The sequence below is a fragment of the Rothia aerolata genome, from assembly GCF_014635585.1.
GTDB lineage: Bacteria > Actinomycetota > Actinomycetes > Actinomycetales > Micrococcaceae > Rothia > Rothia aerolata.
This window is the reverse complement of the sequence record NZ_BMDC01000003.1, coordinates 26,724-49,654: the sequence shown is the minus strand read 5'-3', so window position 1 is coordinate 49,654 and position 22,931 is coordinate 26,724. Positions and strand designations below refer to the sequence as shown.

Here is a 22,931-nt window from a genome sequence, read left to right as displayed (position 1 = left end):
CCGAGGCTAAAGTCAATGGTGCAGAAAAGCGGTTTCCGGCTGCAAATTCGCAACCGAAAACCGCTTTTCTGTTCCAGTGACCGAACGGGTCCGAATCAACCAGACCGAACAGGCTAGAAACCGAACAGGCTAGTTCTCGTCAGCCTCAGCCTCTGCAGCTGACTCGTAGTGGGACTGCTTGAAGCGCTCCTGGGCCTCAAGAACCATCTTCTCGGCGGCTTCGCGGCCTGCCCAGCCCTCACCCTTAACCCACTTGTTGGGCTCGAGATCCTTGTAGCGCTCGAAGAAGTGCTGGATTTCTGCCTTGAGGTGCTCGGGAACGTCTTCGAGTTCCTGGTAGTTGTTGTAGCGCTTGTCAGAGAGGGCGCAGAGCACCTTGGCGTCGCCGCCAGCCTCGTCGGTCATGTTGAAAACCGCGATGGGGCGGGCCTCTACGATCACGCCGGGGGCCAGCTCAAAGTCAACGATCACCATGGCGTCCAGCGGATCGCCGTCTTCGCCCAGGGTGTCTTCAAAGTAGCCGTAGGCGGTGGGGTACTGCATGGAGGTGAACAGCACGCGGTCCAGGCGTACGCGGCCGGTTTCGTGGTCGATTTCGTACTTCACGCGGGAGCCGCGGTTGATTTCGATAGTGACGTCGAGATCCATGATTCTCCTTGGTTTGAGCGGGCGCTTGCGTTTCAAGCACCTTTTATTCGGTGTACAGTCTATCCCATTGGGTAATTGTTGCGCCTTGATGGGGGAGGGTCTGTGTCTTCTGTGAAGTCTGGCAAGCGGTGGGTTGTTCCTACCGTGCTGGTGGTGGCCTGCCTGGGTAGCGGGGCGTGGGCGCTTCCGCAGTTTTTTTCGGCTCAGAATATGCGGGACGGCGCGGATTCGGCTTATTCTGCCCCGGCGGCTCAGGCGCCGGCTACGGTGGAGGAAAAGGGCGAGGTTGATACCGCCGCGCTAGAGTCTCGACTGGCAAAGATTTCGGAGGATTTCACCGGGGGCACTATCACCGGCATGGTGGTTGATGCCGAGAGCGGGCAGACCCTCTACGCTGAGGGGGCAGATCAGCCGCGCGTGCCGGCGTCCAACTTTAAACTGCTCACCGACTTTACTCTCTTTCAGGTAGAAGACCCGTCGGCGCGTTACCGCACCGAGGTGAAGCAAAGCGGGCAGAACCTCACCCTGGTGGCGGGGGGCGATACCCTGCTAGGCACCGGTGAGTCGAAAGAAAATCAGGTGGTGGGCCATGCGGGGTTGCGCACCCTGGCCCAGCAGGTGGTGGACTCGCTCGAGCCCGGTACCTACACCCTCGACCTTGACAGCTCGCGGTTTTCTGGGCCGGATCTTAACCCCGCCTGGGCTCAGGAAGACATTGACGCTGGCTTCGTCAGCCGCATTTCTCCGCTGGCTTTTTACTCCCACCACTCCCCCGGCGAGAACGGCAAGTCTACCGAGCAGCGGCCCGAGAACGCAGACCAGCAGGTGCAGCAGTATCTTGTCGATGACCTCAACGAGCTGGGTAAGGGGCAGGGGCTGACCTTTGAGCTGGGCTCTGAGACGCAGGCCGCCGAGGCCGCAGAGACGGTTGGCTCGGTGGAATCAGCAACGGTTGCCGAGCAGTCTGCGCTGATGATGCAGGAGTCAGATAACATGCTGGCCGAAACGCTGGCCCGCAATGCCTCGGTGGCTTCTGGCGGCGACGGCTCCTTTGAGTCTGCCCGGCAGCTGGTCTTAGACACCCTGACCAGCCGGGGTATTTCTACCGACCAGCTAACCATCAGCGATCTCAGCGGTCTCTCGCTGGATAACCGGGTGACCAACCAGACCCTGGTGCAGATTATGCAGAAGATGGTGGACGGCGAGGGGCCGGCAAGTGCTTCTCTGGCGGGTCTACCCGTGGCAGGTGGTTCGGGCACCCTGGAAGATCGCTTCGATGGCTCCGATGAGGCTGCCGCCCGGGGCTGGGCGCGCGCCAAGACCGGCACACTGAACTCGGTGATTTCTTTGACCGGCTACACCACCACGGAGAGCGGCCACACCCTTATCTATTCCTTTATTACCAACGACGTAGAAAGCGCCACCGCCGCCAGGGACGCTCTGGATGAGTCGGTGGCGGCGGTGACTGAGTTATAGCAACTTTAGAACTGGCGCAGGGCTCCGGTTACGGAGTTCCAGGCGAGAGTTACACCGTTGGAGAAGTTCTGGCGGATTTCCAGGCCTACCCAGTATTCGTCGGTGGTGGGGTAGCCGAAGCCGTATTCGGCGCCAGAGTCCCGCCAGGCTCGGGCGAAGGGAGTGCCTTCCTTGACCATGTGGGCACCGGTGTTCGGGCTCCAAATGATGGTGCGGCGGTGGCCCTCAACAGTCTGGAACTGCTGCCACCAGCCCCCGTTAATGAGTCCGCTCCGCTCGTTCATAATCGGGTAGCCCACGGTGTTTTCTACGCCGATTGAGCGCCAGTGGCTTCCGATAGCGCCGGTTTCTTTCACCGCGTTGGCACCGGTGCTGGGGCTCCAGAGAATGGTGTGGCGGTCACTGCCCTTGCTAAAGCTCTGCCAGTAGCCGCCGCCCACCAGACCGCCGTATTCAGGGCCGTTGGGCTGGCCGTAGTGGTCTAGGCCGCCGTCTGCGTAGAAGCGGGAGGAGATTCCGCCGACGACGGGGTGGTTGAGGGTTGTTCCGCTTGCCGCACTGCTCTGCACCGAGAGTCCGCCGCCGTCTACGCGGGTCTGAATATCGCCGGGGCCTGCGCCGTTGAACCGGTAGATACCCACGTTGCCGAGCACGCGCCAGGGTAGGCCGGAGCCGGTACCGTAGCACAGGCCAATGCCCACGGTGTTGGCTTCGGGGGCTAGGATTGCATCGCGGTGGGCGGGCGAGCTCTTCCAGAAGGCCATGAGCTGGTTGATGTCGTCGTTGTAGCTCAGCGCAATCACTTCGCGGGCGAAGGAGTAGCCCGCTGCCACGGGGGTGGTCAAAAAAGTGTTGCTGTGGGAGAAGGCGCCCGCGATGAACTGGCGGCGAGCCTCGCCGTCCATGACCGAGGCGATGCGGGCGGAGTGCTTCACAGGGCCGCGGCCGTTGGCGGCCCGGTAGGCGTTGATGGCGTCCAGCAGTTTCTGCGCGTCTGCTTTGCGGTAGGAATCGCTCACGGTACGAATGTGGGAGGACGCCGCGTGGGCAGGGTTAGCGGTTGCGAGGCTGAGGCTGGCGGCGCCGAGGGCAGCAAAAGCTAGTTTGCCTGCGGTGCGGCGGCTGAGCTGGGTCTCTAGCATGGGGCTGTTTCTCCAAGGTTGTAGTCGTGGGGTGCGCAGTGATTGTGACTGGTAGCCAAGGGGAACTTTATAGAATCGTGACCTTTGGGAGCAATGCTTTATCAAACCTTAATCTTAATTTTTTTAAAAAGTTGTATGATTTTCGAAAGTGTTTGTTTATTTAAGTTCGATTTATAAGTAATCAGGCGTCTTATCTCGAAAATTTTTTCGATGTTTTAAATTTTTGGGCTTATTTTGTCAGTCCCCCTTGCTAGGGTAAAAACATGTTTTCCTAGCTTCACCGGAAAGGGATTCTTATGGCTGTTTCAGCACCTGACTTTGAGGTGACTGCCGCCCACCTAGTAGCAGCTGCCCGCTGTGAGTTTTCACTACTCACACGAGCTTTAAGAGGTGATCTTCCCAGCTCGTCTCACCCGGCCCCTAGCAGGCTCGAAGCACTACTTTCCGCGGCTCTTTCGGCCCTGCAAGAAAAGGAGGCTGACGGTAAACCGGCAGGTGAGGTTAGCATTTTCTTCCGCGACGACGGTCCAGAGGGCGAAAATATCACGGAGGAATTTCACGACATCTCTCATATTCTGCCGGTGGCCGCCGCCCGCAAAACCGACCTGGAAGAATTGGTAGCTACCTATGTGGCCGGCGGCAAGTTTCTTGACTGGTTTACTCCTGAGGTGGGCAAATGTGGCGTCTGCCCCGAGTGCCGTCGGCAGGTCAAGAAGCACCGGGACATGCTCTTGGTTCCCGGTCTCAGCATGAAAACCCGCAACGAGATTGTGCGCGATTTTGGAATCCATACGATTGAGCAGCTGGCTGCCCTTGAGCCCCGCTACGGCTCCCTGCCCGCGCGGGTGCAGGCTTTCAAGAACGCAGCGGCGGTGCAGCTGGGTTGGCTGAGTCCCGAGCAGGTAGAAGAGGTTTATCCGGACGACGCCGCCCTGCTCGATTACTTTGGTTTTGAGTCTGAGCTATGGTCGGTTGAGGGTGACTCCACAGCCCAGGCGCTTCTAGAAGCCGCTGGCAAAGATGAAGAAGCAGATGCAGCAGAAATTGCTCTGGAAGATTATGTGGCGGGCTTAGCCGGTGCCGATCAACTTAGCCCCGATGAGCTGGCTATCGCCATGGTGGCATCTGCTACCGGCTACCACCGCCGGGAGCGCAGCCAGTTTTGGACCGACCATTTTCAGCGCCTTGCCAACGATATTGAAAGCTGGGAGCAGGCCCGCAACGTGGCTATCTTTGACCGAGTGGCAGTCGAAAAAGACTGGGCTAAAGACCCCGAGCGCCCCAGAGCCCAGCCCAGCCGCCTGCTGGGGGTGCGGGCCAGGCTGGGCGAGGGCTCGTCTTTCAAGCCCGGCGACTCGGGTCTCTTTCTCATGTACCGGGCTCCCTTTCCACCACACGTTGCCGCCGACTTTGCCAAGCAGGTAGCGCGAGCCGGGGAACACCACGAGTTTGATTCGGTACGCTTCGGTGCCTTCAAGGCAAGCGTCGAAGAGATTGAGCCGGGCCCCAACGGTTCCACCTTTCTGAAAATCCGCGAGAGCCTACCGCGCGGTGGCACCGAGTTCACCCAGCTGCCCCTGGCCCTGACCGAGGGCCAACCCATAACTACCAAGGCCCAGGAGTCAGCCTTGAAACAGCTTGCCGAGCAGGTAGGCGCAGCCCTGCCCGAGCTCCCGCTGACCGCCGGAGTCGACATCCTGCGGCGGCGTCGTCCTCGTCTTAAAGGTGGGGCAGACCTACCCGCCCGCGATGAAGCCGCCCACGGTAGCAATGCCACCATCGAGGCAATTTTTCAGGCGGTTTCTGCCCTGGATGATTCCTATGTGGCGGTGCAGGGGCCTCCGGGCTCGGGCAAGACCCACCTGGGTGCCCACGTGATTGGCAGGCTGATTGATAGGGGCTGGAAGATTGGCGTGGTGGCGCAGTCGCACGCGGTGGTGGAGAACGTGCTGGCGGGCTGCATTAAGAAGGGCACCGTGCGGGCTGAGCGGGTAGCTAAGTTCGCGGGAAAAACCAAGATGGAGGATGCTCCCTGGGGTGAAATTTCTGAAGCAGAGCTCTCCGAGGCACTGGTGGCACCCGAGGGGCTCTTGTTTGGCGGTACCGCCTGGGATTTCGCCTCGGAAAAGAAGTTTCCCGAGCAGTCCCTAGATTTGCTGGTGATTGATGAGGCGGGCCAGTATTCTCTGGCGAATACGCTGGCGGTGGCGCGGTCGGCCCGGAACCTGCTGCTACTCGGCGACCCGCAGCAGCTACCTCAGGTTACCCAGGGCGAACACGATTATCCGGTGGATACCTCTGCGCTGGGCTGGCTCTGCGCCGAGAACGAGACTCTACCGGCTGAGCTGGGCTATTTCTTGGATGTTTCCTGGCGAATGCATCCGGCCCTGTGCGCCCCAGTTTCTGCCCTCTCCTACGAGGGAAAGTTAGGTTCGGCGCAGGCTGGTTCGCAGCGCCTGCTGGAGGGCTGGGAGCCGGGGGTTTTTCTGGCCCAGGTGGAGCACTCGGGCAACACCACCGCCTCGGTGCAGGAGGCTGATGAGGTGGTGCGCTGGGTGCGCGAATTTGAGGGAGCCCTCTGGACGCCGCAGCTCGGCTCAACTGCCCCGCGCCCGCTGACCGGCGCTGACGTGCTGGTGGTTGCCGCCTATAATGCGCAGGTTGATCTGATTGCCGAGAAGCTGGCGGCAGCCGGTTTGAGCGAGGTGCGGGTGGGTACGGTAGATAAGTTCCAGGGGCAGGAGGCTCCGGTGGTTCTAGTGTCTATGGCGGCATCCTCTGCGGGGGAATCGGCGCGAGGGGCGGAGTTCCTGCTCTCTGCCAACCGGCTGAACGTAGCGATTTCCCGCGGCCAGTGGTGCGCGGTGCTTATTGAGTCAACGCAGCTGACCAGGTATTTGCCCACCACGGTGCAGGGGCTGAACCAGCTGGGCAGGTTTTTAGAGCTGAATTCTTCGGCACGGCCCTTGGGCGGGGCGCACGGTGCTGGGGCTGGCGAGTATGGTGGAAATTAGGGAGGTTTTATGGTCTTGCATCCTACGCATATGGCGCGCACGCCCTATCTGTTTCATTTTCAGGGGCAAACAGTGGCCATGGGTGAGCCGCGGTTTCTGTATGAGATTAACGAGCTGCTTCTCAAGGCAAAGCAGGCCACGCGGCCGACTTTTTGGGATCAGGCCTACCTGGTAGATGCTGCCCAGGATAATCCAGACTTAGAGGTGGCCGGGGTTGAGGGGTTTGCTGGCTTTGCGGCTCCCGATGATTATAATCTGCTCAATTCCGTGGGGTGCGACCTAGACCGGGAAGATTTTTGGACGGCGGTTGAGCGGGGAGTCTTTGCCACGGCCCAGTGGCCGGTGGGCAATGCACCCCTTTTTATGCCGGAGACTCCGCAGTGGCTGGCCAATGCGCGCGCCTGGGAGTTTGACCCGATTTTGCCTCCCGATGGGCCCGGCAGCATGGGCGGCTGGGCGCGAGTGGCTAGCCGTGAGGGAGCAGGCCAGCCGGTGGGCCTCTTTCAGCTGACCGACCCTGATTCTTTTTGGGTGCTGGGGTCTGCCGATGATTTGGATGAGGTAATGAACCTCTGCCGGGAGCTGGGGCGAATTCGCTCGGGCTTTGATCAGGCAACCGGCTATCTTGATGATTCTGCCCGTTATTCCTGCCTTGCCCTGCCTCTCTCCTGCCGCCACGCCCTTGAGGAGGAGCTGTTTTTGGTGGGCGTTGATGTGGAGTCTTTGTTCTGGGAATAGGCTCACTCCCCCTAAAATTCCGCCATACTGGAACCATGTACCTTCTCACCCTAATCCGCCGCAACGCCCAGGCAACGCTCACCCCAGAAGCCCTGCTAGGCAGGCTTGAAGCAGTCGAACCCAGCATCGGCTTCACCCAAACCTACCCCGATGAACTCCAGGGCGCCTTTGACACCGCCGAATCCGCCGCCCGAGCCATGCTTCTGGCCGCCCAAAATAACGCCTTCTGGGTAGGAATCGGAATCGGTGAGCTCAAAGCGCCCCGCTTTGCCTCAGCCTTAGGCGCAGTAGCCACCACCGACTGCACCGGCGACTCTCTCGACTTCACCCGCCTGGCAGTCGAACAGGCACAAACCGGCTCGCCGGCCCGCGGCGTCGTCATTCTTTCAGCAGACCGTACCTTCTCTGAGCAGGCCACCGGCCTGGCGCGGCTGCTCTACCGCGTAGCGGCCAACCGCACGACGGCGGAAAATCGGGTCATCGACCTGGCTGTGCCCGGGGTGCGCGGCCAGCAAAAAGCAATCGCGGCAGCCCTGGGAATCTCGGCCCAGGCGGTCAGCAAAACCCTGGTGCGGGCCCTCTACCAGGAACAGGAAGCAGCCCTGCCCGCACTGGTGGAACTCATGATTAGACTAGATCAGCCTTAGCACTCCCTGACCTCGCGGTATCAGTGCAGCAACCAAGAAATCAGTAGCATGGCAGGAACAGCCGCCACCGTTGAAAGCAAAACAATATCTCGGCACAAAACCACTGACTGCTGGTAGCGCGCCGCATAGTTAAAGAGGTTCTGAGCGGTGGGCAGACCACCCAGAATAGTGGCTGCCACCAGGTCGTCTTGGGGCAGGGCAAAGAGGTACTTTCCCGAAAGATAGGCAACCAGGGGCATTACCGCCACCTTAAGAAAAACCGCGGTCAGGGTTTCAGCCCGCTGGTCTTTGACCGTCAGCGGCCTATTACCCCGCAGAGACATACCGAAAGAAATTAGAATCAGCGGAATACCCGCACCGCCAATAATATCCAGGGGCTCAAAAATCACCTCGGGCACGCCCCAGCCCAGAGCATTAACCGCAATGCCCAGTGCCGAACCAATCACCAGGGGGTTACGAACGGGCTGGGTCAGAACATCCCTGGGCCGGAACCTACCGTGGGCAATAATATCCATAGAAGCCAGCAGAGGCGGGGTAAGAAAAATCAACTGAAAAAGCAGAATGGGAGCCACCTGGGCAGGGTCTCCAAAAATATAGATCGAGACCGGCAGGCCCATATTGTTGGCATTGAGCATACCCGCCCCCGTAGCACCCATAATGGTGCGGCCTGCCCCTTTCTTCGCCAGCACCCCAAAAACCAGCCCGTAGAGGGCCGCCACCACCACAAAACTCACCGCAGCCACCGGTAGGCGGCCACTAAAAATCACCGAAAGATCAGCCTGCGAGAGGGTCACAAACATCAGCGCCGGCAGGGCGATGAAGAAAGCAAAACGGTTGAGCACCAGCCCGGCGTTCTTCTCAAGAATCTCAAGTCTTGCCACCAGGTAGCCCACTGCCACCACAATGCCAATAATCGAAAAACCCTCAAGAACGCCCAGCATGAAACCTCCCAAATTCAAGGGAAATTCTACTGAAAGCTAGCGCCCTCTACCCTCTTATTTCCCACCATGACTCGGCGAAACCGTACAGGTTGAACCGGGTAGCCGCCAGCGGTTTTCTGCCACAGCCCTATAGACCTTCTCCGCCACCGGCCTCAACCCCGGCGCCAGCATCAGGGCACCGGCACACCTTACCCAGCGGCGTCCACTCGTTTTCAAAGCCAGCGCAATCGCCACCGCACCGTAGCAGACCTGCCCGCCCTCCAGCACCAGCGGAATCGCCCGGGCAAAACGCCCAAAATCAACCCCGTGAACCAGAAGCTCCTCGTTCCAACCCGGAGCAATCTCCACACCCAAATCTAAACGCCCCAGAAAAGTAGCAGCGCGAGCGCAGAGACCGCAGTCGGGGTCAAAGAAAAGAATCATGTTGTGAGCCTACTGGATAAAGCCTTCCTGCTTCATCCAGTCATAGGCAACGTTAGCGGGTTCCTGGCCCTCAACATCCACCTTCAGGTTCAGCTCGCGCATAACATCGTTATTGAGCGCCTGGCCCACCTTATTGAACTCATCGGCCAGCTCGGGGTACTGCTCAACCACGTCGGTTCCCATTACCGCTGAAGCGTTATAGGCGGGAAAATACTGGCGGTCGTCTTCGAGCACGGTCAAATCCAGGGAGTTAATACGGCCGTCGGTAGTGAAAACCTCACCGAAATTGCAGGTGCCCTGGTCTGTAGCGGTATAGACCGTACCGGTATCCATAATCGAGATATTAGACTCCGGCACGCCGTCTGCGGCACCGCGCTCTAGCCCGTATGCCTCAAGCATTCCGTTGAAGCCATCGGGGCGGGAATTGAACTCGGTCTCCAAGCACATGGTGCGCTCTTCAACCGGAACCTTCGCCATGTCGGAGAGCTTGCTGATGCCCTTCTCCTGCGCATAGTCAGACCGCACCGCCATAGCGTAGGTGTTATTCAGCGGGCTGGGCTCGCCCCAGGTTAGGCCGTTCTCCAGGTCAGCATCATGCACCGCCTTATACATTTCAGCGCTATCGGCAATGGTGGTGCCCTTGCCCATGTAAGAGAGCCAGGCGGTACCGGTGTACTCCCACTCCATATCAACCTCACCATTGACCAGCACTTCGCGGGCAGGCTGGGAACCGGGAATGTTGGTCATATCCACCACGTCAAAACCCGCTGCCTGGGCGGTGAGCACAGCAATCTTGCCCAGAATCAACTGCTCGGTAAAGTTCTTAGAACCGATGGTCAGGCTCTGCCCTTCGGCGCCGGGCACCGGCTGAATACTGCCAGCCTCGGCCGCAGGTACCTCAGAGGTAGAGGGCTTTAACCCGCACCCGGTGAGGCCCAAGACCGAAATCGCCGCAATAGCAGCAAGGCTACGCATTCTTGAAGTCTTCATGTCTAAAGCCCCTTCGGAGTTGCAAGGTACTCGACCACGCGAGCAATCCAGTCAATAATCAAGGCAAAAACAGCCACCAGCAAAGAACCAAAAATCAGCACCCGGTCCAGAGCCAAATTCACCCCGGTGGTAATCAGCAGACCCAAGCCACCGCCGTCAATAAAGGTCGCCAGGGTAGCTGAACCCACCAGCAGAACCAGGGCGGTGCGAATACCGGCAAGCATCACCGGCACAGCCAGGGGAAGCTCAACCTTCCACAGCACGGTCAGGGCGCTCATGCCCATGCCCCGTGCGGCCTCGATGAGCCGCGCGTCCACAGCGTCCAAGCCCACCATAGTGTTCTTGAGAACCGGCAGAAAAGCGTAGGCCACCAGGGTGACCATCGCTGCGGGGGTGCCAAAGCCCATCCAGAAAGCAAACAGCACAATCAGACCCACAATGGGGGCAGCCTGGCCGATGTTAGCCAGAGCCATAAACAGCCCGGATACGCCGCGGAAAGGCCTGCGGGTCAGCAAAATTCCCAGCGGAATCGCCGTAATCAGCACGAAGAGGGCAGAAACCGCCGTGAGCTTCAGATGCTGAAGGGTCAGACCCCACAGGTAGCCAGGATCCAGGGTAATCCGCTCGGTCTCGGTGAGGTCAGCGGCAAACAACCACCACACCATCAGCCCCAGAATCACCGCCAGCGCAATGGGCTGAATAACCAGGGCCTTCCAGCTACTGCCGGCTGTGAGATCCGCAGTTTTCTCGCTTGTTGTTGCGCTCATGCACGCTCACTCCCCGAGCCCTTGAGGTTAGGGTCTTCCCCCACCACGTCCTCAGCGGGGTCAAGGCTACTGTAGTTTTCCCACTTCTGGCGGTCGGTCTCAGACCACTCCCGGTTAGCCGAGGTCAGCCACTCGTCTTCCTTCTGCTGATCGTCTTCAGCCATCTCATAGGTAATCACCCCGTTCTCAGCGGTGGTTGCCACGGGAATAGCGCCGGTGTTGTGGCCCACCGGAACCGAGACCTCCTCCACTGCCTCGTGCGAGAGACCCTCAATAGCGCGAATCACCGTGTTCACGGTAATCACGCCCCGGTAGCGGCCGCGAGCGCCGGTCACCGCCGCCTCCGATGAGCCGGCCACCAGCATGGTATCCAGGGCGTCGTCGAGGGTCGAGGATTCACCCACTGTGGGCACACCCTTTTCATCGGGAAGAACTACCGTGGACATCTTCTCCAGATGCCTGCGGGAAATCCAGCCCACCGGGCGGTCGTGCTGATCAAGGACGACGCCGCGGATCGCGTGCGCTTCCGTGAGGCGGTTAGCCGCCGCGGCGGCGTCCTCACCCAAATCCACCGTGGGCAGCTGGCGCATGCGCACGTCGCGAACGCGAGCCAGGCCCAGCTGCTTCAGACCCGCGCCGGAGCCGATAAAGTCTTCCACGAACTCGTTAGCGGGGTGGGCAAGAATCTGCTCTGGGGTACCGTACTGCTCAATCTTTCCGCCCTCGTTGAAGATCACGATCCAGTCGCCCAGCTTCACTGCCTCATCGAAATCGTGGGTTACGAAAACGATGGTCTTATGCAGCTCCGCCTGAACGTGAATCAGCTCTTCCTGCAGGCGCTGGCGGGTAATCGGATCCACCGCGCCGAAGGGCTCATCCATCAGCAAAACCGGCGGGTCAGCCGCCAGGGCACGAGCCACGCCGACTCTCTGCTGCTGGCCGCCCGAGAGCTGCTTGGGGTAACGGTCGCGGTAGATCTCGGGGTCAAGAGAAACCAGGTCAAGCAGCTCATCGGTGCGCTGCCTGATTCTCTCCTTATCCCACTTGAGCATCTTGGGAACCAGGCCCACGTTAGCGCCCACCGTCAGGTGTGGCAGCAGACCGCCGGCTTGAATCACGTAACCAATACGACGCCGCAGATCGTCGCCGTTCATCTTGGTGACGTCTTCACCGTTGATAACGATGCGGCCCGAAGTAGGCTCAATCAGCCGGTTAATCATCTTGAGAGTGGTGGTTTTACCACAGCCAGAGGGGCCAACGAACATCACGGTCTGGCCCGCGGGAATCTCAAGAGTCAGCTGGTTGACCGCTGGCTTTTTACTACCGTAAGACTTAGTGACATTTTCCAGCAGAATAGTAGCGCCGGTAATTTTCGATGAATTAGACACGGATACCTCGTGAAGTAGTCAAACGACCCAGCAGAACAAGCAGGCCATCAAGAATAAGAGCAATAACAACCACCGCAACCACGCCGGTGACCACGGATTCAAAAGAATTGGCCCCTCCCAAACGGGACAGGCCAGAGAAAATAAAGCTACCCAAGCCGGGGCCCAGTACGTAGGCGCTCACGGCGGCAACGCCCATAGTCATCTGGGCAGAAACCCGCATACCGGCTAGAATCACCGGCCAGGCCAGGGGCAGTTCCACCCTGAAAAAGGTGGCAACCCGAGACATGCCAATACCGCGGGCAGCCTCTACCAGACTGCGGTCAACCCCGCTCAAACCCACCAGAGCATTGCGCAAAATGGGGAGCAGACAGTAGAAGGTCACCACGGTAACAGCCGGGGCAACGCCAAAACCAAGGGGAGCGATCATCAAACCGATGAGGGCAAAGGATGGAATGGTGAGGCCCACCGCTGAAACAGAATTAGCAATGCCAGAGAGCGTTTTGTTCTGATAACAAAAGGCAGCTATGGCGATAGCTATAACGGTGGCAAGAATCAGACACTGGGCAACCAGGGAAAAATGTTGCCAGCTTGCTGAGAGTATCTGTTCCCACCGATCAGATAGATAAGATCCCATGGAACTCCTCCGCCCTGCGGTGTATCAATCATTAACCCACCTTATCAGGGTGCTTATTTTTTCCAAGGAGTGAGACTGTCTATGACGTTATTGGTCATCCGCACCCTTTTAAAGCCCCGAGGGGTCACATATCGTTCAAGAATTGGCCTAAAACAGCTCTTTTTTGAACGATATGTGACCCCTCGCGGGAGGGAGGGTGAGCCTAGAGCAACGAATCCAAAACCTCCGCCACGCCGTCCTCATAGACACTGAGCGTTACCTCATCGGCGGTATCGATTACCTCATCGGGGGCCTCGCCCATAGCCACCCCGCGCGCTGCCCAGTGCAGCATCTCAATATCGTTGTGGCCATCGCCCACCGCGATGGTGTGCGCTGGGTCAATGTGCAGATGACGCCGTAGCTGTTCCAGGGCAGATGCCTTGGAAACACCGTGGGCGGCCAAGTCTAACCAGGCAGTCCAGCCCACCGCGTAGTTGACCCCGTGCAGACCGGCGGCATAAATAGCGCGCTTGAAGTCCTCCACCGAAACGTCCTCGGCAAAAACCACCACGCGGGTTGCCTTGCCCATCTCGCGCAGCTGCTCCTTGGAGACAGGGGTGGAGGCGGCGCCAAAAGAACCGTCCTGAAAATCATCGGTAGCAAAAATCTCGCCGGTGGGCGACTCCAGCGCCATCTGCGCGTAAGGAATCTTCTCCTGCAAAATCGACACCGCCCGCTGCGGGTTGAAGCTCACGCAATCGCGCACCCGGTAGCCGCGCTCATACTCGGGGGAAAGCTCCAGGGTCACCGCTCCGTTGGAGGTCACCAAAAAGCCTCTTTCAATCCCCAGCTGCCGCGCCACCGGTAGGGCGGCCTGCCGCGAACGCCCGGTGGAAACCACCACAACGTGTCCGGCAGCCACCACCTCGGCAACGGCGGTTTTTACGCGCTCGGTCATGGTGCCATCGTGGTGCACCAGGGTGCCATCGATATCCAAAGCTACTAAATACCGTGCACCTTCTTCTTTGAGCCAGTTACCCGAAACCGGCGGATGCACTCTTAAATGTTCCATTACTGCAATCACGCTTTCAGTCTTATCGTCTGAAAAAGACTCTACCTTTCCTTCAAGCAAAGAAAGAGTGAATATTTTTTAGGGCTTAAGGTAGAGCAGGTAGATTTAAGGTAATCACGACTTTTAGGAGTATGAGTGAAGTCTTCTGACATTCTAAAAACCGTCGGCGCCGCCGCCGGTGCCTCCCTTGCCGGCCTGGCAGCCCACGATGCTCTGCAGAAAAAGCACGCTATTCTTCGCAACTTTCCCGTGCTGGGCCGGGCTCGTTACGGTTTTGAATTTATTCGCCCGGAGATTCGCCAGTACTTCTTTGAGTCCAACCGCGATGGCCGCCCTTTCAGCCGCGATACCCGCGGCATGATTTATGAATATGCCAAGGGTAAGAGCGGGGAAAAGGCCTTCGGCACCGAGCAGAATTTGTCTGAAATCGGCTACGACGTGGTACGCCACACCATGGCACCCGTTCCCGTAATGGAGGCCGAGCCCCGGCAGCGTTTGGGCGGGCCAGACTGCACCCAGCCCTACGACATTTCCCTCTTCAATATCTCTTCCATGAGCTTCGGCGCCCTCTCCGCCAACGCGGTGCGCGCCATGAACAAGGGTGCTGCCATGGGTGGGTTTGCCCATGAAACCGGTGAGGGAGGTATCTCCCCCTACCACCTGGAATACGGCGCCGACCTCATCTGGGAGTTCGGTTCCGGCTACTTCGGTTGCCGCGATGAAGAGGGTAACTTCAACCCCGAGCTCTTTGCTAAGAATGCCGCCTTACCGCAGGTCAAGGGCATTATGATCAAGCTGTCCCAGGGGGCAAAGCCCGGCCTGGGCGGCCTGCTGCCGGCAGATAAAATCACCCGGGAAATCTCCGAAATCCGCCACGTGCCCATGGGCCAGGACTGCATCTCCCCCGCCGCCCACTCTGCCTTTTCCACCCCCTGCGAGCTGATGGAGTTTATCGGGCAGCTGCGCAGGCTCTCCGGCGGAAAACCCATCGGTATTAAGTTCTGCGTGGGGTCAGAGATTGAGGTGCTGGCGCTGTGCAAGGCGATGATTGAGACCGGTATTTGCCCCGACTGGATTACCGTGGACGGCGCTGAGGGCGGCACCGGTGCCGCCCCGATCGAGTTCGAGGATTCGGTGGGGGTTCCGCTAACCAACGGGCTCATTATTGTACAGAATGCCCTGGTGGGCGCCGGTTTACGCGATAAGGTCTCTATCGGTGCAGCCGGCAAGATTACCGGCGGCGCCGACGTCATTCGCCGCATTGCCTTAGGCGCTGACTTCACCAATTCCGCCCGCGGCATGATGATGGCCACCGGCTGCGTTCAGGCCCAGAAGTGCCACACCAACGAGTGCCCCTCGGGCGTTGCCACCCAGAGCAAGTGGCTTCAGCGCGGTATTGACCCCGGCGATAAGGGCACCCGCGTGCGCAACTATCATTTTGGCGTGATGAACTCTGCCAAGCGAATTCTCGCCTCAATGGGCCTGAGCTCTTTCAAGGATCTCGGCCCCGAGCACGTTTTCCACCGCACCGACTCCACCCACGCCCTCTCCTATGCCCGCCTCTACGACTGGTTTGAACCGGGAGCTTTCCTCACCGGCAATGTTCCCGAAGAGTGGCAGGAGCGCTGGGATCGAGCAAACGCCCATTCCTTCACCCCCGAGCACCGCAAGCACCAGCGTGCCTAGGTGTTCTTCCATCGAGTGGCCGCAATAGCGCCGAACGGCCGTGACTAACGCGGCCATTCGGCGTCATCACGGCCACTCACCCAAGTCCGAAAGCAGAGTCTTTTCCCCATGCCCCTCTCCGATCTCTCTGAAAGCACCCAGAACTACCTCAAGACCATTTGGGCTATCTCGGAATGGTCTGGGGATCAAGCCACCACCAGCGTGATTGCCGCCCGCACCGGCAACCGCCTCTCCTCGGTTTCCGATGCTCTCAAGCGCCTCTCCTCCGCTGGCCTGGTGGACTACCACCCCTACCAGCCGGTGCAGCTGACCGAAAGCGGGCGCTACTACGCGGTGCAGATGGTGCGGCGGCATCGCCTCATTGAGACCTTTTTGGTGCAGGTGCTGGGCTACACCTGGGATCAGGTGCACGACGAGGCGGAGTCCCTCGAACACGCCGTCTCTGACTTTATGGTTGACCGTATGGACTCGGTGCTGGGCCACCCGGTGCGGGACCCTCACGGCGACCCCATCCCCACCCCCACCGGCGAGGTAGGGGTGCCCACCATGCTCACCCTCGCCGTGGTTTCCCCGGCCGAGGGTACGCGGTTGGTGGTCGAACGCATCTCAGACGATGACCCCGCGCTACTGCGCCGCTTCGCCGAGATAGAGCTGACCCCCGGCGTCATTCTGAGCTACTCCGCCGGCGGCTTTACCCTGCCCGGCGGGCAGAGTCTGAAGCTTTCAGCCGAGGACGCCGCCGCGGTGTTTGTGCGCGCACTGTAGCTGCCTGCCACTGGGCGAAGAGGTAGACTGCAAAGAAGATGCTTCCCTGGGCTACCACCACCGCGCCACCTGCGGAAATATCCAGGTAGTAGCTGGCATAGAGGCCGGTGAGGGAACCTAGCAGGGAGACCGCCGAAGCAATAAGGAGCATACGGTTGAAGCGGTGGGTGAGTAGCCGGGCCGTGGAACCGGGAATCACCAGCATGGCAACCACCAGCACCACGCCCACCACCTGCAGGGCAACCACGCTGGTGGCGGCAAGGAGCACCAGAAGCAAACCTCCCATGAGCTTGGGGCGTAGCCCCGCCGCCTGGGCAAAGTCGGGGTCAAAGGCAAAGAGTGTTAGATCCTTGCGCTTGAGAAGCAGAACCGCAATCACCAGGGCGCTGAGAAGAAGCACCTGAAGCAGGTCTGAGCCCGAAACACCCAGAACATTGCCAAAGAGCACACTGTGCAAATCGGTCTGCGACGGGGTCACCGACACCAGAATCAAACCCACCGCAAAGAGGGTGGTAAACACGATTCCAATGGCTGAGTCTTCTCTGAGCCGCCCGCTATTTCTCACCCAGCCAATCAGTGCAACAGCTAGTAGCCCTGCCGCAAGGGCACCCACCGTGAAGGGCAGACCCAGAATGTAGGAGAGCACCACGCCGGGCAGAACCGCGTGGGAAATCGCATCGCCCATCAGCGACCAGCCGATGAGAATCAACCAGCAGGAGAGCAGGGCACAGACCAGGGCGGCCACCAGGGTCACGGCAAAGCCCCGCTGCAAAAAGCCATAGCTCAGAGGCTCCCAGAGTATCTCTATCAGGTTCATGACCGCTCCCCTCTCTCGTGAACCGCACTATCCATGCCAAAGGCCAGCGCCAGGTTTTCCGGCCGCAAAACCAGCTGCGGGCTATCGTGAAGAAGCACCCTGTTTTTCAACAGAATTGCCCGGTCTGCATAGGCTCCCAGCCCCTCTACCCCGTGGGTAGCGAGTAGTACCGTAGCGCCGTCGTCCCGAAGCTCCTTTAGCACCTCAATGAGCAGGGCCTCGCTGGCAGTATCCACACCGGCAAAGGGCTCGTCCAGCAGAAAGAGCTGCGCCTTCTGCGCTAGTGCCCGGGCCATGAAGACCCGCTTTTTCTGGCCTCCCGAGAGCTCACCGATTTGGCGCTTACCCAGCTGGGCAAGGCCCACCCGTTCCAGGGCAACATCTACCTCGGCGCGGTCTTGCGCCCGTAGCCGCCGGGTGATTCCCAAACCGCGATAGCGGCCCATTGCCACAACCTCGCGCACGCTCACCGGAAAGGTCCAGTCCACGCGTTCGCTCTGCGGCATGTAAGAAACCAGACCGGACTGGCGGGCACGCTCGGGCGACTGCCCCAGCACGGTGATTGATCCGCAGGAAAGGGGCTCCACCCCCATGGCCGCTTTAAAAAGGGTTGATTTACCCGAGCCGTTCACGCCAATCAAACCGCAGAGCACACCGGCTTCGAGGCGGAAGCTGGCCTGCTCCAGCGCCTGCACCGGCCCGTAGTTCACCCCCACGTTAGAAAATTCAAGAGCAATCATTTCGTCAGCCCCTCAGCAATCAGCCGCACATCATAGCGGAGCAGGTCAAGGTAGGTGGGAACATCGCCGCCCTCGTCAGAAAGCGAATCGACGTACAGCGCGCCCCCAAAGCTAGCCCCGGTATCGGCTACTACCTGCCGCATGGCAGAATCATTGACCGTGGACTCGCAGAAAACCGCGGGAACCCGCTTCTCTCTCACCCTATCGATCACTTCTGCGGTGGTTCGTGCCGAGACCTGGGCATCGGAGTTCACCGCCCAGAGGTAGTCCTCGCTGAGCCCGGCATCTTGGGCAAGGTAGCTGAAAGCACCCTCGCAGGTCACCAGGGTTTTGTGCCCCTCGGGCAGGCCTGCCAGGCTCCCCCGCAGCTCCTTCTGAATCTCGCGCAACTCCCGCTTGTACCGAGCAGCGTTGGTTTCAAAATCTTGAGCGTGCTGAGGGTCTAACTCTGTAAGCGCCCGCACCGTGTTATCCACATAGATTTCCGCGTTCGAGGGGCTCATCCAGGCGTGCGGATTCTGCTGGCCCTGAGCCTGGCCGTCTGCAATGCTGATGGGCTCCACGCCCTGCGAGAGGGTCACCGTCTGCGCTTTTGAAGAGGCCGTGAACTGGCCGAGCCAGCCCTCTAGTCCCATGCCGTTGGCAAGTATGAGGTCAGCATCTTGCGCTTTCTTGACATCCGAGGGGGTGGGCTCATACTCGTGGATTTCCGCCCCCTGTTTGGTCAGCGATTCGACCCTAAGGTGCTCCCCGGCGATGTTGCGGGCAATATCCGCCAGCACGGTGAAGGTTGCCAGCACGGTGGGCTGGTGGTTACTTGCGGGTTGGTTACTGCCCGGCGCGCTACAGCCGCTAAGGACGACGCCGCCCACCACCGCCAGCGCCACCGCGACTTTGCGGGGGCGAAGATGCACGCCATGGCCGGGATCTTGCTTTCTTTTCATGGGCCCACTTTCTCTTGAGAATGGTTCTTAGGAGAAAGTGTAGCTTAAATTGTTCGTCTCAACGAACTTTTTGTGCCGGAGGGTTTGAAGGCGGGGTTTCAGTAGGTCTAGAACCCTTCAGTACATCTACATTCCGGGCCAAAACCCTTTGGTACACATCAATTGCCAGGCAGGTTCGCTCGGTACACCTGTATTCCAAGTCAAAAACATCTCGGTACACATTCAGAGCGCCAGTACACATCTACACATGTACTGGCGCTCTGAATGTGTACCAAACAAAATCTGCCCCGAAATTCTCCCACCCCGCGCAAGAAAAAGCCCCTCAGCCACCCCGTGAACTTGACAGTTCACGGGGAGCTGAGGGGCGTCGTCCTAAAAATGCAGTCTATTAACAGTAGTCCTATGACCGCACAGGGCAAACCCTTCCTAGGCAGAGCATGCTAGGCATGGCCGCATCAAGTCGGCTACTTCTTCGCGGCCACGGGAATTACCTTCAGACCACCCATGTAGGGCTGCAGGGCCTCGGGAATATTCACCGAACCGTCGGCATTCTGGTGGGTTTCCAGAATCGCAACCAGCCAGCGGGTGGTGGCCAGGGTACCGTTGAGGGTTGCCACGTGGCGGGTGGAACCCTTCTTGGGCTTGCCGTTGGCGTCTACGGTATCTGCCATACGCTCGCGCACGTTCAGACGGCGGGCCTGGTAGGTGGTGCAGTTCGAGGTGGAGGTGAGCTCGCGGTAGGTACCCTGGGTGGGAACCCATGCCTCGCAGTCGAACTTGCGGGCAGCGGAACCGCCGAGGTCACCGGCAGCGGTATCAATCACCCGGTAGGAAAGGCCGCACTTGGCCAGCATCTCTTCTTCCCAGGCGAGCATCTGCTCGTGGATCGACTCGGCCTCCTCCTGGGCCGCATAAACGAACATCTCAGCCTTGTTGAACTGGTGCACGCGAATAATACCGCGGGTGTCTTTACCGGCAGAACCGGCCTCGCGGCGGTAGCAAGACGACCAGCCCAGGTACTTCAGCGGCCCATCGGAAAGGTCAATAATTTCATCGGCATGGTAGCCGGCCAGCGCCACCTCTGAGGTGCCCACCAGGTAGAGGTCATCGCGCTCAAGGCGGTAAATTTCGTCGTCGTGCTTGACGTTGAAGCCGGTGCCGTTCATGGTCTCGGGGCGCACCAGGGTGGGGGTGGTCATCATGGTAAACCCGTTAGCAATAGCCTGATCCAGCGCCATGCTCAGCAGCGCCTGCTCCAGGCGGGCCACGTAACCCTTGAGAAAGTAGAAGCGGGAGCCAGAGACCTTGGCACCGCGCACCATATCGATACCGTCAACCAGCTCACCGATTTCCAGGTGGTCGCGGGGCTCAAAGCCTTCTGCCGAGAAGTCACGGGGGGTGCCCACGGTCTTGAGCACCTCAAAGTCGTCTTCACCACCGGCGGGAACGCCGTCAATAATCAGGTTCTCAATGGTCAGCAGCAGAGAATCCAGCTTCTCCTGGGCATCATCAGAGTTAGCCTTGGCATCAGAAACCCGCTGAGAAAGCTCCTTCACCTCGGCCAGCAGGGCCTGCTTTTCCTCGCCCTTAGCGGCAACAACCTTCTTACCAAAAGCTTTCTGCTCCGCCCGCAGAGACTCAAACTCACTGATAGACGAGCGGCGGGTAGAGTCCGCTTCAAGAATCTGGTCTACCAGAGTCACGTCAGCGCCGCGTTTACGCTGCGATTCACGGAACAGGTCAGGATTTTCGCGCAGAAGGTTAATATCAATCACGACATTAAATTTACCGTATTCTCCGGGCGGAAGCTGCCAATCTATAAGCAAGCTGTAGCATAGTAAGTATGCAGATGAATAAGAAGAAGGCAATAACCGCCGGTGCGCTCGCCCTGGGAGCCACCTACACGGCGGCGTCCTGGCTCATTGTGAAGTCCGGGCAGAAAAAGCGCCCCGACATCTTTCCCACCTACAGGCCCTGGCACGTGATGCTGGAGCCGGGTGAGCCGCGCCGGGTTGCCGTGGTCTTCAACCCCACCAAGCCCAACGCCCGCTACGGTTGCAAGGTAATCCGCGACCAGGTGGCTGAGGCCGGCTGGGCGGAGCCTATCTTCTACGAGACCGAAGAGAATGACCCTGGCTACTCCATGGCCAAAGACGCCATTGACCAGGGCGCCGAGCTGGTGATCGCCGTTGGCGGCGACGGCACGGTGCGGGAGGTTGCTGCCGCGCTGGCGAATACGGACGTCGCTTTGGGCGTGGTTCCGACCGGCACCGGCAACCTGCTGGCGCGCAACCTGCAGATGGAATACTGGGACATCGCCTCCTGCGTGAACTCGGCCCTGCACGGCAGAATCGAGGCCATCGATATGGTCAAGATGCAGATGACCGGAGAAAACGGCGAGCAGACCGTCCGCAGCTTTGTGGTGATGGGTGGTGCCGGCTTTGACGCGCAGATTATGACCGACACCAACGAGGATCTCAAGGCCCGCTTTGGCTGGGTTGCCTACGTGGAGTCGGGGTTCAAGAACATGCTGACCCCGCGCAGCTCTGTGCGCATGGTCATCGACGACCACCCGCCGGTCCACCGCAAGATTCGCTCCATCCTCATTGCCAACTGCGGCGAGGTGCAGGGCGGCATTAAGCTGGCCGCCACCACCGATGCCCGCGATGGTCAGCTCGAAGTCGTGGTGCTCTCCCCCCGCAATGTCTGGGGCTGGTTGCGCACCGCCTCCCGCTTCCTGCTGGGCCCCAACGTCTTTGACCGGCGGCGTCCCGTCGTCGAACACACCGTGGGCCAGAAGGTAACGGTGGACTTCCTGGGCGAGTCGCAGCCGGTGGAAATCGACGGCGATGTGCTGGATGCCGCCACCCGGCTCGACGCGCACGTGGTGCCCGGCTGCCTCAATATCTCCCTCTACCCCGAAGATCACGTGAGCGTGCGCAAGCTGGCCGATATCCCCCAGGAGATGATTGACTCCCGCGCCAAACTTCAGCAGCAGCTCATCGACTCGGCAGAAACCCTGCTCGATGAGTTCATTGAGACCGCCGAAAACCGCGCGGCCAAGGTCATGAAGTGGTTTGAGCAGAACTAGCCGGGTGGAAAGAAACCCGCTGTCACCAATGCTGGCTTTTGAGTAAATCTCTATACACTAGAAGCCATGCGCTATACCTTTCTCGGCCCCACCGGCACCTTCACCGAATCAGCCCTGCTCACCGTGCCCAGCGCGGTGGTGGGCGAGCGCTTTCCGTCTAACTCCGTTCCGGCAGCGCTCAACGCGGTTCGGGAGGGGGTCGCTGACGCCGCGATGGTTCCCATTGAGAATTCGATGGAGGGCGGGGTGACCGCAACCCTGGATTCCATAGCGCTGGATAACAATCTGCGCATTATCCAGGAGGTACTGGTGCCCATTACCTTTGTGCTGGTGGCCCTGCCCGGTACCGAGATTAAAGATATTAAGAGAATCTCCACCCACTCCCACGCCTGGGCGCAGGTGAGGCTCTGGGCCGAGCAGCGGGTTCCCCGGGCTGAGTATGTGCCGGGGCAGTCTACCGCCGGTGCGGCGATGGGGCTCTTAGAAGATGAGAAGCCCGGCTATGACGCCGCTATCTGCGCCCCCGCGGTAGCCCAGGCCCATCCCGAGCTGGTGGTTCTGGAAGAAAACATTGAGGATAACAAGCAGGCGGTAACCCGTTTTGTTCTGGTGGCGAAAGATCCCGATATTCCTGCCCCCACCGGCGCCGATAAGACCACCCTGGTGGTTCCCCTGCCCGAGGATCGCCCCGGTGCCCTGCTGGAACTTCTGCAACAGTTCTCCACCAGTGGGGTGAACCTCTCCCGCATTGAATCCCGACCTACCGGTGAGTTTCTCGGGTCTTACTTCTTCTCCATTGACGCCGACGGACATATTTATGACGCCCGCATGCGCACCGCCCTGCGCGGCCTGCACCGGGTCTCGCCGGGTATCCAGTTTCTTGGCTCCTACCCGCGCGCTGATTTCCGCAAGGCTGAGATTGACTCGATTCACAGCGAAGATGCCTTTGATTCAGCCCGCGACTGGGTAGAAAGCCTCTTTCCCGGCGGCCGCCCCGAGCAGTTGCGCCACCACAAGCACTGGTAGACC

Annotated in this window: 21 protein-coding genes; 8 read left to right on the top strand and 13 right to left on the bottom strand. The window is 59.7% G+C overall.

The window, feature by feature from the left end; all coding sequences use genetic code 11:
- Positions 1 to 129: 129 nt before the first annotated feature.
- A complete protein-coding gene (locus IEV00_RS08190; protein WP_188359882.1) occupies positions 130 to 648 on the bottom strand; it encodes an inorganic diphosphatase in 519 nt (172 codons plus the stop codon).
- A gap of 102 nt (positions 649 to 750) precedes the next feature.
- On the opposite strand from IEV00_RS08190, the gene dacB reads away from it, so the two are divergent.
- Positions 751 to 2,124, top strand: a complete 1,374-nt coding sequence (dacB, locus tag IEV00_RS08185) for a D-alanyl-D-alanine carboxypeptidase/D-alanyl-D-alanine endopeptidase (RefSeq protein WP_188359881.1) — start codon at positions 751 to 753, stop codon at positions 2,122 to 2,124.
- Positions 2,125 to 2,129: 5 nt separating this feature from the next.
- On the opposite strand, the gene IEV00_RS08180 is transcribed toward dacB, so the two are convergent.
- Positions 2,130 to 3,266, bottom strand: a complete 1,137-nt coding sequence (locus IEV00_RS08180; protein ID WP_188359880.1) for a CAP domain-containing protein — start codon at positions 3,264 to 3,266, stop codon at positions 2,130 to 2,132.
- 296 nt (positions 3,267 to 3,562) lie between these two features.
- Here IEV00_RS08180 and IEV00_RS08175 point away from each other — a divergent pair, with 296 nt between their 5' ends.
- From IEV00_RS08175 to IEV00_RS08165, 3 genes are all read left to right on the top strand, one after another.
- A complete protein-coding gene (locus tag IEV00_RS08175; RefSeq protein WP_188359879.1) occupies positions 3,563 to 6,280 on the top strand; it encodes a DEAD/DEAH box helicase in 2,718 nt (905 codons plus the stop codon).
- Positions 6,281 to 6,358: 78 nt separating this feature from the next.
- Entirely contained in the window at positions 6,359 to 7,018 is a 660-nt protein-coding gene (locus IEV00_RS08170) for a hypothetical protein (protein WP_188359878.1), read from the top strand.
- 35 nt (positions 7,019 to 7,053) lie between these two features.
- Positions 7,054 to 7,665 (top strand): recombinase RecJ, encoded by a 612-nt coding sequence (locus IEV00_RS08165; RefSeq protein ID WP_188359877.1) that lies wholly within the window; start codon positions 7,054 to 7,056, stop codon positions 7,663 to 7,665.
- 20 nt (positions 7,666 to 7,685) lie between these two features.
- On the opposite strand, the gene IEV00_RS08160 is transcribed toward IEV00_RS08165, so the two are convergent.
- The 7 genes from IEV00_RS08160 to IEV00_RS08130 all read right to left on the bottom strand — a co-directional run bounded on the left by IEV00_RS08160 (position 7,686) and on the right by IEV00_RS08130 (position 13,859).
- Positions 7,686 to 8,606 (bottom strand): AEC family transporter, encoded by a 921-nt coding sequence (locus IEV00_RS08160; RefSeq protein WP_188359876.1) that lies wholly within the window; start codon positions 8,604 to 8,606, stop codon positions 7,686 to 7,688.
- 54 nt (positions 8,607 to 8,660) lie between these two features.
- Complete coding sequence (locus tag IEV00_RS08155; RefSeq protein WP_188359875.1) at positions 8,661 to 9,029, bottom strand: thiol-disulfide oxidoreductase DCC family protein; 369 nt, start codon at positions 9,027 to 9,029, stop codon at positions 8,661 to 8,663.
- A 9-nt stretch (positions 9,030 to 9,038) separates the two neighbouring features.
- Positions 9,039 to 10,019, bottom strand: a complete 981-nt coding sequence (locus IEV00_RS08150) for a glycine betaine ABC transporter substrate-binding protein (RefSeq protein WP_188359874.1) — start codon at positions 10,017 to 10,019, stop codon at positions 9,039 to 9,041.
- Between the two features lie 2 nt (positions 10,020 to 10,021).
- Positions 10,022 to 10,786 carry an ABC transporter permease gene (locus IEV00_RS08145; RefSeq protein WP_188359873.1) on the bottom strand — a complete coding sequence of 255 codons (765 nt, stop codon included), beginning with the start codon at positions 10,784 to 10,786 and terminating at the stop codon, positions 10,022 to 10,024.
- Positions 10,783 to 12,174, bottom strand: a complete 1,392-nt coding sequence (locus IEV00_RS08140; RefSeq protein ID WP_308936404.1) for a betaine/proline/choline family ABC transporter ATP-binding protein — start codon at positions 12,172 to 12,174, stop codon at positions 10,783 to 10,785. Before IEV00_RS08140 ends, IEV00_RS08145 begins: the two co-directional genes overlap by 4 nt.
- Positions 12,167 to 12,808: an ABC transporter permease gene (locus IEV00_RS08135; protein WP_188359872.1), complete on the bottom strand. Its 642-nt coding sequence runs from the start codon at positions 12,806 to 12,808 to the stop codon at positions 12,167 to 12,169. The genes IEV00_RS08140 and IEV00_RS08135 overlap by 8 nt, the downstream gene beginning before the upstream one ends.
- Before the next feature lie 202 nt (positions 12,809 to 13,010).
- A complete protein-coding gene (locus tag IEV00_RS08130) occupies positions 13,011 to 13,859 on the bottom strand; it encodes an HAD family hydrolase (protein ID WP_188359871.1) in 849 nt (282 codons plus the stop codon).
- Between the two features lie 135 nt (positions 13,860 to 13,994).
- On the opposite strand from IEV00_RS08130, the gene IEV00_RS08125 reads away from it, so the two are divergent.
- Together IEV00_RS08125 and IEV00_RS08120 are read left to right on the top strand one after the other, a co-directional pair.
- On the top strand, positions 13,995 to 15,545 hold the full coding sequence (locus IEV00_RS08125) for an FMN-binding glutamate synthase family protein (RefSeq protein WP_188359870.1): 1,551 nt from the start codon (positions 13,995 to 13,997) through the stop codon (positions 15,543 to 15,545).
- A gap of 108 nt (positions 15,546 to 15,653) precedes the next feature.
- A complete protein-coding gene (locus IEV00_RS08120; protein ID WP_188359869.1) occupies positions 15,654 to 16,310 on the top strand; it encodes a metal-dependent transcriptional regulator in 657 nt (218 codons plus the stop codon).
- Here the strand turns inward: IEV00_RS08120 and IEV00_RS08115 are convergent.
- The 4 genes from IEV00_RS08115 to serS all read right to left on the bottom strand — a co-directional run bounded on the left by IEV00_RS08115 (position 16,237) and on the right by serS (position 20,586).
- Positions 16,237 to 17,127, bottom strand: coding sequence for a metal ABC transporter permease (locus tag IEV00_RS08115; RefSeq protein WP_188359868.1), 891 nt, complete (start codon positions 17,125 to 17,127; stop codon positions 16,237 to 16,239). The genes IEV00_RS08120 and IEV00_RS08115 overlap by 74 nt on opposite strands.
- Positions 17,124 to 17,867, bottom strand: a complete 744-nt coding sequence (locus IEV00_RS08110; RefSeq protein WP_188359867.1) for a metal ABC transporter ATP-binding protein — start codon at positions 17,865 to 17,867, stop codon at positions 17,124 to 17,126. Before IEV00_RS08110 ends, IEV00_RS08115 begins: the two co-directional genes overlap by 4 nt.
- Entirely contained in the window at positions 17,864 to 18,811 is a 948-nt protein-coding gene (locus IEV00_RS08105; protein WP_188359866.1) for a metal ABC transporter substrate-binding protein, read from the bottom strand. Before IEV00_RS08105 ends, IEV00_RS08110 begins: the two co-directional genes overlap by 4 nt.
- Positions 18,812 to 19,275: 464 nt before the next feature.
- Complete coding sequence (gene serS / locus IEV00_RS08100; protein WP_188359865.1) at positions 19,276 to 20,586, bottom strand: serine--tRNA ligase; 1,311 nt, start codon at positions 20,584 to 20,586, stop codon at positions 19,276 to 19,278.
- Between the two features lie 74 nt (positions 20,587 to 20,660).
- Here serS and IEV00_RS08095 point away from each other — a divergent pair, with 74 nt between their 5' ends.
- A complete protein-coding gene (locus tag IEV00_RS08095; RefSeq protein ID WP_188359864.1) occupies positions 20,661 to 21,902 on the top strand; it encodes a diacylglycerol/lipid kinase family protein in 1,242 nt (413 codons plus the stop codon).
- A gap of 66 nt (positions 21,903 to 21,968) precedes the next feature.
- Positions 21,969 to 22,928: a prephenate dehydratase gene (gene pheA, locus IEV00_RS08090; protein ID WP_188359863.1), complete on the top strand. Its 960-nt coding sequence runs from the start codon at positions 21,969 to 21,971 to the stop codon at positions 22,926 to 22,928.
- Positions 22,929 to 22,931: the final 3 nt, after the last annotated feature.